General features: G+C 71.0%; 13 protein-coding genes. 7 read left to right on the top strand and 6 right to left on the bottom strand.

Annotation, left to right across the window (positions count from 1 at the left end):
- Positions 1–45: 45 nt before the first annotated feature.
- Complete coding sequence (locus tag OO69_RS17710) at positions 46–1,083, bottom strand: ABC transporter ATP-binding protein (RefSeq protein WP_033281640.1); 1,038 nt, start codon at positions 1,081–1,083, stop codon at positions 46–48.
- 113 nt (positions 1,084–1,196) lie between these two features.
- Between OO69_RS17710 and OO69_RS17705 the strand changes: the two genes are divergently transcribed.
- Both OO69_RS17705 and OO69_RS17700 read left to right on the top strand, forming a co-directional pair.
- On the top strand, positions 1,197–1,940 hold the full coding sequence (locus OO69_RS17705) for a FadR/GntR family transcriptional regulator (RefSeq protein WP_033281779.1): 744 nt from the start codon (positions 1,197–1,199) through the stop codon (positions 1,938–1,940).
- A 40-nt stretch (positions 1,941–1,980) separates the two neighbouring features.
- A complete protein-coding gene (locus OO69_RS17700; protein ID WP_033281639.1) occupies positions 1,981–2,742 on the top strand; it encodes a cache domain-containing protein in 762 nt (253 codons plus the stop codon).
- 95 nt (positions 2,743–2,837) lie between these two features.
- Here OO69_RS17700 and OO69_RS17695 read toward each other — a convergent pair whose 3' ends face one another.
- Positions 2,838–3,503 (bottom strand): hypothetical protein, encoded by a 666-nt coding sequence (locus OO69_RS17695; protein ID WP_033281638.1) that lies wholly within the window; start codon positions 3,501–3,503, stop codon positions 2,838–2,840.
- 225 nt (positions 3,504–3,728) lie between these two features.
- On the opposite strand from OO69_RS17695, the gene OO69_RS17690 reads away from it, so the two are divergent.
- Both OO69_RS17690 and OO69_RS17685 read left to right on the top strand, forming a co-directional pair.
- A complete protein-coding gene (locus OO69_RS17690) occupies positions 3,729–4,385 on the top strand; it encodes a helix-turn-helix domain-containing protein (protein WP_033281637.1) in 657 nt (218 codons plus the stop codon).
- Between the two features lie 32 nt (positions 4,386–4,417).
- Complete coding sequence (locus OO69_RS17685) at positions 4,418–4,957, top strand: hypothetical protein (RefSeq protein WP_033281778.1); 540 nt, start codon at positions 4,418–4,420, stop codon at positions 4,955–4,957.
- 31 nt (positions 4,958–4,988) lie between these two features.
- Here OO69_RS17685 and OO69_RS17680 read toward each other — a convergent pair whose 3' ends face one another.
- On the bottom strand, positions 4,989–6,014 hold the full coding sequence (locus OO69_RS17680) for an alpha/beta fold hydrolase (RefSeq protein ID WP_033281636.1): 1,026 nt from the start codon (positions 6,012–6,014) through the stop codon (positions 4,989–4,991).
- A gap of 218 nt (positions 6,015–6,232) precedes the next feature.
- On the opposite strand from OO69_RS17680, the gene OO69_RS17675 reads away from it, so the two are divergent.
- Positions 6,233–6,460 carry a hypothetical protein gene (locus OO69_RS17675; RefSeq protein WP_033281635.1) on the top strand — a complete coding sequence of 76 codons (228 nt, stop codon included), beginning with the start codon at positions 6,233–6,235 and terminating at the stop codon, positions 6,458–6,460.
- On the opposite strand, the gene OO69_RS17670 is transcribed toward OO69_RS17675, so the two are convergent.
- Positions 6,426–7,148: a 4'-phosphopantetheinyl transferase family protein gene (locus OO69_RS17670; protein ID WP_033281634.1), complete on the bottom strand. Its 723-nt coding sequence runs from the start codon at positions 7,146–7,148 to the stop codon at positions 6,426–6,428. The two genes, OO69_RS17675 and OO69_RS17670, sit on opposite strands and share 35 nt — an antisense overlap.
- On the bottom strand, positions 7,096–8,004 hold the full coding sequence (locus tag OO69_RS17665; RefSeq protein ID WP_033281633.1) for a metallophosphoesterase family protein: 909 nt from the start codon (positions 8,002–8,004) through the stop codon (positions 7,096–7,098). The genes OO69_RS17670 and OO69_RS17665 overlap by 53 nt, the downstream gene beginning before the upstream one ends.
- A gap of 304 nt (positions 8,005–8,308) precedes the next feature.
- On the opposite strand from OO69_RS17665, the gene OO69_RS17660 reads away from it, so the two are divergent.
- A complete protein-coding gene (locus OO69_RS17660; protein ID WP_033281632.1) occupies positions 8,309–9,460 on the top strand; it encodes an ATP-grasp domain-containing protein in 1,152 nt (383 codons plus the stop codon).
- A 138-nt stretch (positions 9,461–9,598) separates the two neighbouring features.
- Positions 9,599–11,284, top strand: coding sequence for a carbohydrate binding domain-containing protein (locus OO69_RS17655; protein ID WP_033281631.1), 1,686 nt, complete (start codon positions 9,599–9,601; stop codon positions 11,282–11,284).
- 78 nt (positions 11,285–11,362) lie between these two features.
- Here OO69_RS17655 and OO69_RS17650 read toward each other — a convergent pair whose 3' ends face one another.
- Entirely contained in the window at positions 11,363–12,613 is a 1,251-nt protein-coding gene (locus OO69_RS17650) for an alpha-L-fucosidase (protein ID WP_199810967.1), read from the bottom strand.
- Between the last annotated feature and the right edge of the window lie 103 nt (positions 12,614–12,716).

Here is a 12,716-nt window from a genome sequence, read left to right as displayed (position 1 = left end):
TCCATGGGTGAAGGAGATGGGTGAAGGAGCCAGCGGGGTCAGCGGTCAGCGGGGGTCGGGAACGTGCACCGTGTGGCGCCGGTGCCATTGCAGTCGCACCCGGCTGCCGCGGTAGGCGGCGACGTCCTCGGCGGAGGTCTCCAGGTTCTGCTGGAGTGCGGTGAGGCGGCCGCCGGCGTCGAGGTCGACGAGGAAGCGGGTGGAGTCCCCGAGGTAGACGACCTCGGCGACGGTGCCGGCGGCGCTCTCGTGGTCCGGGGCGTCGCTCTCGGCGGAGTCCTTGAGGACGCGGATCTTCTCGGGCCGGATGCTGTAGGTGCCCGGGGTGCCGACGACGCGTTGGGCGGACTCGCCCTCCAGCAGGTTGGAGGTGCCGACGAAGGACGCGACGAAGGGGGTCGCGGGGCGCTCGTAGACCTCGGCGGGGGTGCCGGTCTGTTCGACGCGGCCCTGGTTGAAGACGGCGATGCGGTCGCTCATCGTCAGGGCCTCCTCCTGGTCGTGGGTGACGAAGACGAAGGTGATGCCCACCTCCCGCTGGAGCGCCTTGAGTTCGACCTGCATCTGCTCGCGCAGCTTGAGGTCGAGGGCGCCGAGCGGTTCGTCGAGCAGGAGCACCCGGGGGCGGCCGACGAGGGCGCGGGCGAGGGCGACGCGCTGCCGCTGGCCGCCGGAGAGCTGGGCGGGGCGGCGGGTGCCGTAGCCCTCAAGTCGTACCTCTGTGAGGGCCTTTCGGGCGCGGACGAGGCGTTCGGACTTGGGGACCCTGCGGACCTTGAGGCCGTAGGCGACGTTCTCCTCGACCGTCATGTGCGGGAAGAGGGCGTAGTCCTGGAAGACGGTGTGGACGTCCCGCTCGAAGGGGGCGAGGCCGGTGACGTCCTGGCCGGCGAGTTCGATGGTGCCCCCGGTGGGGCTCTCGAAGCCGGCGATCATGCGGAGCACGGTCGTCTTGCCCGAGCCGGACGGGCCGAGCATCGAGAAGAACTCGCCGTCCCTGATCTCCAGGTCGACCCCGGCCACCGCGGTCGTCTCCCCGAACGATTTCCGCAGATCCCGCAGCCGGATCGCAATCCCCTCCATGGGCGGGAACCTTTCTGGTGCTCTGTAACGTTGCACGGAAACATATGAAGTCATAGTTCAAATCTCAAGACCCCCTTAAGGTAAAGCTTGAGTCAACGTGCAAGGTGGTGGCCGTGAACCAGCAGCAGCACAGGAACGGCGGCGCCCGGAAAGCCGTCTTCGCCCCGGTCGACAACCGGGCGCGGGTCGACGCCGTCGTCAGCCGGCTCGGGGACGCCATCGAACTCGGACTGCTCTCCGAGGGCGAGCAGCTCCCGGGCGAGAGCGAGCTCGCCGGGCAGCTCGGGGTGTCCACGGTGACCCTGCGGGAGGCGCTGATGGCGCTGCGCCAGCAGGGGCTCGTCACCACCCGCCGGGGGCGCGGCGGCGGCAGCTTCGTGTCGCTGCCCGAGGTCCCGGGCGAGGAACGGCTCAAGGTCCGGCTGCGCGGCTGGAGCACCGAGGAGCTGCGCGACCTCGGCGACCACTGGGCGGCCCTGTCCGGCACCGCGGCCCGGCTCGCCGCACAGCGCACCGAGCCGGAGGATCTGGTCCAACTCCGGCGTACGGCGGATGAGTTGACGCATGCCGCGGATGCGGCGGCGCGCGGCCGGGTGTACGGCCGCTTCCACGTCGAGCTCGCCGCCGCCGCGCAGTCGGCCCGGCTCACCCGCGAACAGGTCGCGTTGCAGACCGAGGTGGGCGCACTGCTCTGTCTCGTGCTCGGGAACGACGAATATCGTGAAGAAGCCGCAGCCCGTCACCGCTCCGTAATCTCGGCCGTGCAAGATGGTGCCCACGATTCGGCCAGGGAGCTGGCCGAGCGGTGCGTGCAGGAATCGACGGCGCGGCTCATCGCCGAGCGGCTGGCCCTGTAGCCCGTCACCGCGTCCGCTCCCCGTCTGCTGGAGGGCACGCATGAGCCTCGCGACGGCAACACCGGCCACGGCACCCGAGCAGTCCGTCGCGGCCGGGGTCCGCTCGGCCCTGGAGTCCGTGTTCGACGCCGTGGCCGCCACCCGCGCCGACACGACGGCGCTGCTCGCCGAGGTGGCCGCACAGGGCCGCCGCCCGGCGACCGTCGACCTCGCCGCCCTGCGCCCGGGGCTCCATCTCCGGCTCGCCCGCCAGGAGTTGGTGTCCGGCGTCGGCTTCGTCGCGGCGCCGGGTCTGCTGAGCGACGTACCGGCATGGCTGGAGTGGTGGCAGTCCACCTCCGACGGCGGCATCCGTCCGCTGCTGCTCGACCTCGACCCCGAGCACTCGGCGTACGCCGACTACACGCACTGGGACTGGTTCGCGCTGCCCCGCGACACCGGGGAGCGGGCGGTCGCCGGGCCGTACGTCGACTACCTCTGCTCGGACGAGTACAGCCTCACCCTGTCCGCGCCGGTCCTGATGGAGGGGCGGTTCGCCGGGGTGGCCGCGGCGGACGTGTACCTACGGCACTTCGAGGCGGCCGTGATGCCGATGCTGCACCGGCTGCCGGGACCGGCCCGGCTGGTCAACGCCCGTGGCAGGGTGGCCGCTTCGACCGATCCCCGGCACCTGGTCGGCTCGCTCAGCAAGGGGCCGGACTTCGCGGAGGCCCTCGCGGCGGGCCGGGCCGGACATGCGCGGGGGGCGCGGCTGGTGCCGTGCGACGGGGTGCCGTTGGTGCTGGTGGTCGCGGAGCGGTGACCGAACTCAGCGGCGCGGGCGCCGAATTGGGGCCGACCCGCACAGAACTCACCCGCCGGGGTGCCGAGTTGGGGCGGGCCGTACGGAGCCCGCGCTCACTCGGCCGCGGAGACCACCCTCAGGTGTCCGGCGCCGCGGCCCGCCCTGCGGATCCTGGGCGGTGGCACGCGGCGGGCCTCGCGCAGGACCAGCGTCAGACGCGTATAGCCCATGTTCTCAAGGGTCTTGGGGGTCTCGCCGACGACACGGCAGTCGGTGGCGCCCCAGCGCGGGTCGGGGTGCAGCAGCGGGCGGACCGCGCCGTCGTGCTCCACGGCCGCCTGCTCGCCGACCGCGCGGATCCAGTGCGGCAGGCCCTGCCGGTAGGCGGCCTCCATGATCGGGTCCTGGGCGATGTCACGGCGGATCGCCTGCAGCCCGTGGTCGTGTCCGTGGCTCTCCACGGCGGCGGCGAAGTGGGCCAGCATCGGCAGGCACCAACTCGACTCGTGCTCACCGAGAACGGTGCCCGCGTCGGGGTGGAAGAGCACGAAGCGAAGGAAGTTGTCGCCCGGCATCGCCGTCGGATGCGGGCCGACCGCCCGGAAAAGTGACTTGAACGCACCGTTGGTCAACACCACGTCCCAGCGGTGGTCCATGACGACGGAGGGGAAAGTGACGGCCTCCAACAGCGTGGCGTAGTCCAGCAGATACGCCTGGGCCTCGGGACTCTCGGGGACGGGCCGCGGCGCGGACCGCTGCCCACCTGCCTGATATGCCATCGGGAGGTCACCCCTCTTGCCTATGCGGCCTTCTCGCGGCGCCTTGATCCTGGTGCTTCGACGCGAGCCGTGTCAACTATCGTGGCATTTCATGCTTGTTGACGGCTGAAATAGGCCACAGTTGTGGCGAGACCTGGATGCGAGTTCGAACCAACCGCTACTCTCCGGGATGTTCACAGCCACCGTTTGTGAGAAGCCTGTGAGAGACGTATAGGAGATCTGTCGGTGTCGGATGGCTTCGAGGTACCGGGCACGACGCCGACCGCTCTGCTGCCCGCCGTCGTCGACCGCGTCACCGCGCTCGCCGAACGGCTCGGTGTGCCCCAGGCCGAGGTCGTCCACCTCGGCCGGCTGTCCGTCGCCTGCGGTGTCCCGGAGCCCGTGGTCAGAGCCCTGCTGAGCGGCCGTCCCGCGGGCGAACCCGATGTGCAGGCCCGGTTCCTGCAACGCCTCGACCTGCTGCGCCGCACCAGACTCAAGCCCAACGGACGCAAGTACACCCAGCAGGAGATCGCCGACGGCGCGGGCATGTCCCGCCAGCAGGCGGGCGCGCTCATCAACGGCGACCGGCGTCCCACCATGGAGCACTGCGACGCCCTCCAGCGCTTCTTCCGCGTGCACGCCGGGTTCCTCACCGCCGAGGACTCCGAAGCCCTCTCGGGGGCCCTCCAGCGCACCGAGCAGGAGCTGTTGCAGAAGCTCGCGGACCGTGAGCGGGCGGCGGCCGAGGCCGCGGAGGACCCGCTGGAGCGGCTGCTCCAGGACCACGGAGTGCGCGGAATCGCCTGGCGGGCCGCGCAGTTGCCCACCGACCAGCACCGCGACAAGGTCGCCGAGTGGCTGGACATGCTCCTGGAGAGCGTGAAGCGGCCCGAGTCGTGATCCGGGGGAGAACGGTGGGCATCGGACGGCAGATGCGCCGCCTGTGCGGCGAGTTGGTGGCCGAGCTGAGCCTCGGCGCACCCGCACGCCCCCACGACCTGTACGCCGCGCTGTGCGACGCGATGAGCCGCCGCCGCGGCCGCCCGGTCCAGTTCCGTACGGCCGCCTTCCCGGCCTGCACCGCGAGCGGGTTGTGGCTCGACATGGCCGACCAGGATCTCGTCGTGATCGAGGAACGCACCGCGCCCGACCACCAGTTGGTGATCCTGGGCCACGAGCTGTGGCACATGAAGGCCGGTCACTGCGGCCCGCATCTGGAGGGCACCGCGGTGGCCGCCCGGCTGCTCGGCGAGACCGTCGACGAGGCGGCGCTGCGCGCGACCGTCCTCAAGGTGGCGGCCCGCAGCCGGTTCGAGCGCGCCGACGAGCGGGAGGCCGAGAGCTTCGGTCTGCTGCTCGCCAGCAAGTGCCGTACGTGGCTGGCCGGTTCGCCCCTGCGGGAGCCCTCGCAGCACGACCATCTGGCGGGGCGTATCGAGGCGGCGCTGGGATATCCGGGGCCGCGCGGCTAGGAATTGACGGTCCGTCATACGGCCGCCCCGCCTAGGTCGCGCTGCGTTCGCTCGCCTCCCGCAGGTCCCGTTCCTTCGCGCCGCTCTGGGCCGTGACGCCGGGGCGGCCCTCGCACAGGAGGTCGCGCCAGTGCTCGCGGCTCCAGTGCGCGGGGGCGGTGGTGCCGGTGAACTCCTCGACCAGCGTGAGGAATCGAGCCGGGTCGGTGTGGAACGGGAAGTGCCCCGCGCCCTCGAAGATCTCCAGCCGGCTGCCGGGCATGGCCTCGTGGGCGCCGTACGCGTGCCGGACCGGCACCACACTGTCCCGGTCGCCCCACAGCAGCATGGTCGGCATGCCCTCGGTGAGGTAGCAGCGGTCGAGCATGGTCACCACCTGGCCGCGCCAGTCGACGACCGCGCGCAGGGTGCGGATGAAGGCGTTGCGGGCGGTCTCGTCGGGCAACGCGTCGACGAGGGTGAGGAGTTCGGGGGCATCCCGGCCGAGATCGGTGTCGAGGAGCCGCAACAGCCCGACGGTGAGACCGACTTGGAGGCGCATGCCGGGCAACCGGAGCGCGGACAGGGCGAGATGGGACCCCGGGAGCGAGACGAGCCGTAGCACCGGATTGACCTCGCGGCCCACGCCGCCCGCGCTGACGAGGACGAGGCGTTCGGTGCGCTCGGGGAACTGGTAGGCGAACTGCATCGCCACTCCCCCGCCCAGCGAGTGCCCGAGCAGGGTCGCGGACTCGATGCCGAGGGTGGTGAGCAGATCGCGGACGCCGTTCGCGTAGGCGGCGACCGAGTAGTCGGCGCGCGGTTTGTCGGAGGCGCCGTGGCCGAGGAGGTCGGGGGCGATCACGGTGTGGGTGCGGGCGAGGTCGGGGATCAGGTCGGTCCAGGTGGCCGAGGAGTCGCCGATGCCGTGGATGAGGACCAGCGCCGGGCCCTGGCCGGCCATGCGGAAGGCACGGCGGTATCCGTGCACGACGCGGTACTGCAGCTCGAGTTCTCCGGCACCCACCGAGCGCAGCCGTGCGGCGCGCGCCGGGCGCCGTGCCGGGACGTCCTCCACGCACTCGCCTCCCGTTCACCTGGCCGCCCACGAGCGGCCGAAAGCCCTTCCCTCCAGCGTAGGGCCGCTGTCCCACCGGGGATTTCGGGGACGTTTCGCCTCCGCTAAGCGGGCGAACCGGAGCCCGCCGCAACGGCATTGTCAGTGGCACCCGGCAAGCTGGAGTCGTGCCACCGCCGTGCGGGGGCGCATGACGCCGACCAGGGGAGAGCCGTCCTATGCAGACCGCAGTGATGACCGACCGCGAGCGCGCCGCCGTTCAGGCCTATCTACGGCTGCTGCACACGGTCCGAGCAGCCTTCGACGGCCCGCCGGGCGCCCCTCGACCGGTCCTGGTCCCGCCCTCGGTACTGGCCGAGGCGGACCAGGCGTTGACGGACGCCGGGCTCGCGGGCAACGAGGAGGCGTTCTTCAGGCTGCTGGAGAGCTGGTGCCCGGAGGGGTGAAGGGAGTTGAGGGATGCGGGACCGTGACCGCCGTGGCGACCAGCCCTCGCCCGACGGTCCAGCGGCCCTCGAAGACGTCGAGACGTTCGCCGTCGACGACCGGGCCGGGCACGAGGAGGCGGGCGCGCAGACCGCCGCGCGCTTCCTCGCCCGGGTCCGTGAAGACCTCGATGTCGGCCTCGGAGAAGTCCAGCCACTTGCCGGTGAGGGGGAACCACGCCTTGTAGACGGACTCCTTGGCGCTGAACAGGAGCCGGTCCCAGTGCACGCCGGGCCGCTCCGCCGACAGGCGCGCCAGGCGTTCCTGTTCCGCGGGCAGGGCGACGGCGGCGAGGACGCCGTCCGGGAGCGGGGCGTGGGGTTCGGCGTCGATGCCGAGCGAGGCGAGGTCGCCGGCGCGGGCCAGCGCGGCGGCGCAGTAGCCGTCGCAGTGGGTCATGCTGCCGATGACGCCGACGGGCCAGGCCGGCGCGCCGTGGGCGCCGGGCAGGATCGGCTGCGGGGGCACGCCGAGCTTCTCCATGGCGCGCCGGGCGCAGGCCCGTACGGCGGCGAACTCGCGGCGTCTCTTGGGCACCGCGCGCGCCACGCGGGCCTCTTCCTCGGGGTACAGCGGGGCGTCCTGGAGCCCCTCGTCACCGTGTGTCTCCACGGTCACCACGGAGTCCGGAAGCAGTTCCTCGATCACCGGTTCCGACCTCCATCGGCAGGATGCGGCGCAGTCGGCCCGGGGGTTCCGGGCGCTTCTGCCACTCGCGGGGGTATCCCACGGACACCTCTTCGAAGCGGACACCCTCGTGATGGGTGGTCCGCGGGATGTGGAGATGGCCGTAGACCATGGTGTCCACGCGGAATCTGCGGTGCCAGTCGGCGGTCAGGGTGGTGCCGCACCACATGGCGAACTCGGGGTACCAGAGGACCTCGGTGGGGTGCCGGTCCAGGGGGTAGTGGTTGATCAGGACCGTGGGCAGGGTGTCGGGGATCTCGGTGAGCCGGCGTTCGGTCTCGGCGACCCGGGCCCGGCACCAGGCCTCGCGGCTGGGGTAGGGGTCGGGGTGCAGCAGGAACTCGTCGTTGCAGACGATGCCGGTGCCGTGCGCGTACGTCAGTCCCTCGGCCTTGGTGGTGCAGCCCGCCGGGAGGAACGAGTAGTCGTACAGCAGGAAGAGCGGTGCTACGACTACCGGGCCGCCCGCGCCCTCCCAGACGGGGTAGGGGTCCTCGGGCGTGACGACGCCCAACTCCCGGCACAGGGCGACGAGATGGTCGTAGCGGGCGACGCCGCGCAGGGTGACGGGGTCCTTGGGGTGGGTCCACAGTTCGTGGTTTCCGGGGGACCAGAGGACCTTGCGGAAGCGGCCGGCGAGGAGTTCGAGGACCCAGCGGATGTCGGCCACGGTCTCGGCGATGTCACCGGCCACGATCAGCCAGTCGTCGTCCGTGACGGGCCGCATGTTCTCGACCAGGGCGCGGTTCTCGGCGTACCCGATGTGCAGGTCGCTGATGGCCAGCAGCTGTCCGGCACCGCCGGCCGTCGACTCCACCCTCGCCCCCTCCGCCCACCCGAATGGGTCCACGAGATCACACGCCGCCGTGCCGCGACAAGACGGCCGGGGCATACGCGGCGGTCAGGGCGGCGCTTCGACGGGCGTTCATGTGCCCGGTGGGCACCATCGGGAAATCCGTAACACGGGCGTTGCACGCGGCACCCTTCGAAAGCCGTATGATCGCCCCAACACCACCGCCACGAACGCCTCTTCGCCGAGGGCGGTTTGGTGTACCTCCAACCACCTTGGCCGGGCACGGCCTTGCTCCGCCGTGCCCGCGAACCCGAAAGGACGGCCCTGCATGGTCTCTCGCGTACGCGTCTGGCTCAACCGCACGTACGCGGAGAACGTGTTCTTCATGGATCAGCTGCGGAGAAATCCCAGCGACCGGGCCGTCGAGATCCATGCCACGCACGGCGACGCCGACTCCCCCGTACTGGCCGCCGCCGACACCGCCGACCTCGAGCCCGAGGGCCTGTCCCCGGCCGCGTACGTCGAGTTCGCGCTCGACCAGTGCGCCCGCCGCGGCATCGACGTGTTCGTGCCCCGGCTGCACCAGTCGGAGATCGTGGCGCACCGCGCGGACTTCGAGGCGGTGGGCACGGCGCTGCTGGCGCCGACCCCCGAGGCCGTCGCCGTCTTCCACGACAAGGTGATCGCGTACGAGGCCGTCCAGGCGATCGGCGTGCCCGTACCGCCGTGGTGGCGGGTCCGCACCGCGCCCGAACTCGTCGCCGCCGTCGAGGAGTTGGAGGCCGCCGGGCACAAGGCGTGCTTCAAGCCGGCGTCCGGCGCGGGCGGGGTGGGCTTCCGCGTGATCACGCGCACCCCCTTCTCGCTCATGCACCTCAACGGCTTCCCGAGCCCCTACGTCCCGCTCGACACGGTCGTCGAGGCGCTGGAGCGGGCCGACGAGCAGGTCGACTGGCTGGTCATGCCGCGCCTGGAGGAGCCGGAGGTGTCGGTGGACTGCCTGACCGGTCCCGACAACCTCGTCCGGCTCGCCGTGGGCCGCACGAAGAACGGCCGCCGTCGCGGCTTCACCCTGCACGAGCAGTGGCTGGAGCCGGCCCGCCGGATCGCCGAGGGCTTCGGGCTGCACTACCTGTCCAACATCCAGTTCCGCATGTTCGGCGACCAGCCCGTGCTGATGGACGTCAACACCCGTCCCGCGGGCGGCCTGCACCAGCTGTCGCTGTGCGGGGTCAACGCCCCTTGGGCGGCAGTGCAGTTGGCGCTCGGCGAGGACCCGGGCACGATGGAGCCGCCGTTCCTGGGCGCCGACTACGCGGTCGTCTCGGGCCCGCGTCAGCTGCGTCCGGTGTCGCTCCCGCACCAGCGCGCGGAGGAGTCGGAGCCGCTGCTCCCGGCGACGCCCGCACCGGCGCAGGACGAGCTGGAGACGGCGACGGAGCCCTCCGAGACGGGCAGCCGGGCCGCGGCTCGCGCTTAACTCCCGGTCCCGCCATACAACTTCATACCGGTATGGACCAATCATGACGTCGCATCTTGACAGCGCGATTGGTCCATACCAACTTGGTTGCGCACCCTCTTGCACTCCCGAACACCCCCATTCCTTCAGGGAGATCGCGTGCGCAACAGACTCAGACGTTCCAGACACCGGCTCCTCGCCCTGCTCGGTACCGCCGCCCTGGCCATGGCCGGGGCGATCGCGCTGCCCGGTACGGCGGAGGCTGCCAACGTCCTGACCAACCCCGGCTTCGAGTCGGGCAGTCTCTCCCCCTGGTCCTGCACCGGAAACCTCGGTTCGGTCGTCTCCTCGCCCGTGCACGGCGGCTCCAAGGCCCTTGCGGGCGCGGTGAGTTCGAGCGACACCGCACAGTGCTCCCAGACGGTCGCCGTGCAGCCGAGCACGACGTACTCGCTCAGCGGCTGGGTGCGCGGCAGTTATGTCTACCTCGGTGTCAACGGCGGTTCCTCGACGTGGACTTCGTCCCCGTCGGCGTACAGCCAGCTGACGACGTCCTTCACCACCACCGCCTCGCAGACCAGCGCCACCATCTACGTCCACGGCTGGTACGCGCAGGGCACCTACTACGCGGACGACATCAGCCTCGACGGTCCGGGCGGTGGCGGCGGTGGCGACACCCAGGCCCCGACCGCGCCGACCGGCCTGACGTCCACCGGCAAGACCTCCTCCAGCGTGTCGCTGTCGTGGGGCGCCTCGACGGACAACGTGGGCGTGACGGCGTACGACATCTACAGCGGCGCGAACCAGGTCCTCAGCGTCTCCGGCACGAGCGGCACGGTCACCGGGCTCGCGGCCAGCACCGCCTACACGTTCACCGTGAAGGCGCGCGACGCGGCCGGGAACAGTTCGGCGGCCTCCAACGCGGTGAGCGTCACGACGAGTGCCGGCACCGGCGGTGGCACCGGGTTCACCCAGGCCGCGCCGTATCTCTACGAGGGCTGGGGCGATCCGCCGGCCCCGAGCACGGTGATGAGCGCGACCGGCATCAAGTGGTTCACGATGGCGTTCGTGCTCGACTCCGGTGGCTGCAACCCCGCCTGGGACGGCAGCCGGGCCCTGACCGGTGGCGTCGACCAGACCGCCATCAACCAGATCCGCGCGGCCGGCGGTGACATCGTGCCGTCCTTCGGCGGCTGGCAGGGCAGCAAGCTCGGCGCCAACTGCTCCTCCGCGAGCGCGCTCGCCGGGGCCCTGCAGAAGGTGATCAGCGCCTACGGCCTCAAGGCCATCGACATGGACATCGAGAACACGGACGAGTTCGAGAACGAGGCCGTCCAGGCGAAGATCCTGACCGCGCTGAAGACCGTCAAGGCCAACAACCCGGGCCTCAAGACGATCGTCACCTTCGGCACCTCGACGACCGGCCCGACGTACTACGGCAACCGGCTCATCGAGCAGGCGCAGTCGCTCAACGCCAGCATCGACGTCTTCACCATCATGCCGTTCGACTTCGGCGGCGGCTCCGACATGTACGGCAACACGGTCGCCGCGGCCGAGGGTCTGAAGACCAAGCTGAAGTCCACGTTCGGGTGGGACGACGCGACGGCCTACTCGCACATCGGCATCTCGGGCATGAACGGTCTGTCGGACCAGTCGGAGACGACAACTCCGGCCATCTGGACGCAGATTCGCGACTGGTCCAACTCGCACCACATCGCCCGGCTCGCCTTCTGGTCGGTCAACCGTGACCGCGGGTGCGCCGGTGGCGGAGTGGTGAGCAACTGCTCCGGCATCAGCCAGAACACCTGGCAGTTCACCTCGATCACGGCCGGTTTCACCGGCTGACAGCCCCCCACCCCTGGCGGCCGGTCCCCCGTGTGGGCCGGCCGCCTCGGTGTGCGCCCCGGCCGTCGTCTCCGCCGGTCAGAAACGGCCCGAACCCCGGTACAGCTCCAACTCCCCGTCCAGCTCCACGGCGAGGACCGTGGCCAGCGGATCGAGGTCGGCCAATGGCGGCGCATCGATCCACAACTGCCCTACGGCCTCGTGCAGTCCGCCGATGACCCGGTGGGCGAGTTCGGTGCCGGTGCCGAGCACGGTGACCCGGCGGACCGGGGTGACCAGACCGCGGACGCCGATCTCGGCGCGCGGGATGTCGTACAGCGTGAGATAGAGGGTGCGCCGGTCGGCGGAGAGGGTGCTCGGCCCGTAGTGGTGACCGGCGGGCAGCCCGCGCACCGTGCCGTACACGGCGTCGGCGTGCTTGCGGATCCACTCCCCCAGGCCTTCGAGGCGCTCGACCTGCGGCTGCGGGATGGTGCCGTCCTCCATCGGGCCGACGTCGAGGAGGAGGTTGCCGCCCCCGCCGATCGCCTCCGTGAAGTAACGCACCAGCTGGCTAAGCGACTTGTGGTTGTCGTCGTGGTGCTGGAATCCCCACGAGTCGTTGATGGTGAGGCACAACTCCCAGGGCCCGTCCGGGGGTTCGACGGGGGCGCCCTGCTCCGGTGTCGCGTAGTCGCCCTCGCTGAGCATGCGGGCGTTGAAGACGACGTCCGGCGAGTACGAGCGGATGAGCGCGGCGAGTTCCTTGATGCGCCACTGTTCCTCGCTGCGGTCCCACTCGCCGTCGAACCACATCAGGTCGGGCCGGTAGCGGGAGGCCAACTCCCTTATCTGGCCGTCCCGGTAGGCGATGAACCGCTCCCAGGCTTCGAGGTCCTCGTCCTCCGCCGAGCACTCGGAGTAGCGGTTGTCCTCCTGCTCGGGCGGGCGGCCCGGCTTGCGGGTGGTGGCGTAGTCGGGGTGGTTCCAGTCGGAGTGCGAGTAGTAGAGGCCGACCTTGAGGCCCTGCTCGCGGAGGGCGTCGGCGTACCCGGTGATGTAGTCCTTGCCGAGGTTGAGATCGCCGAACTCGGTGTCCCACAGGGCGACTCCGTCATGGTGACGGCTCGTCAGGACGGCGTACTTGGCGCCGGCGCGGGCGAACAGGTCGGCCCAGGCGCGCGGTTCGTACTTGGCGCCGGTGAAGCGGCCGAGCTGGGACATGTACCGGTCGTGGGGCACGATGTCGTCGTAGAACGACCAGGACTCCTGGACGCCGTCGACGGCGTAGATCCCCCAGTGGACGAAGATCCCCAACTTGGCGTCGGTGAACCACGGTTGCATGGGCACGGCTGGACTCCCGTCACGTACAAGGTCACTTGGGGGCGGGGCTGGCCCTGGCGTCTGCAGGGACCGTTGGTGGTTTCCGGGTGCTGAGCGGGTCGGCCGCCGG

The sequence above is a fragment of the Streptomyces sp. NRRL F-525 genome, assembly GCF_000716605.1.
Lineage (GTDB): Bacteria > Actinomycetota > Actinomycetes > Streptomycetales > Streptomycetaceae > Streptomyces.
This window is presented reverse-complemented; position numbering and strand designations above follow the sequence as displayed.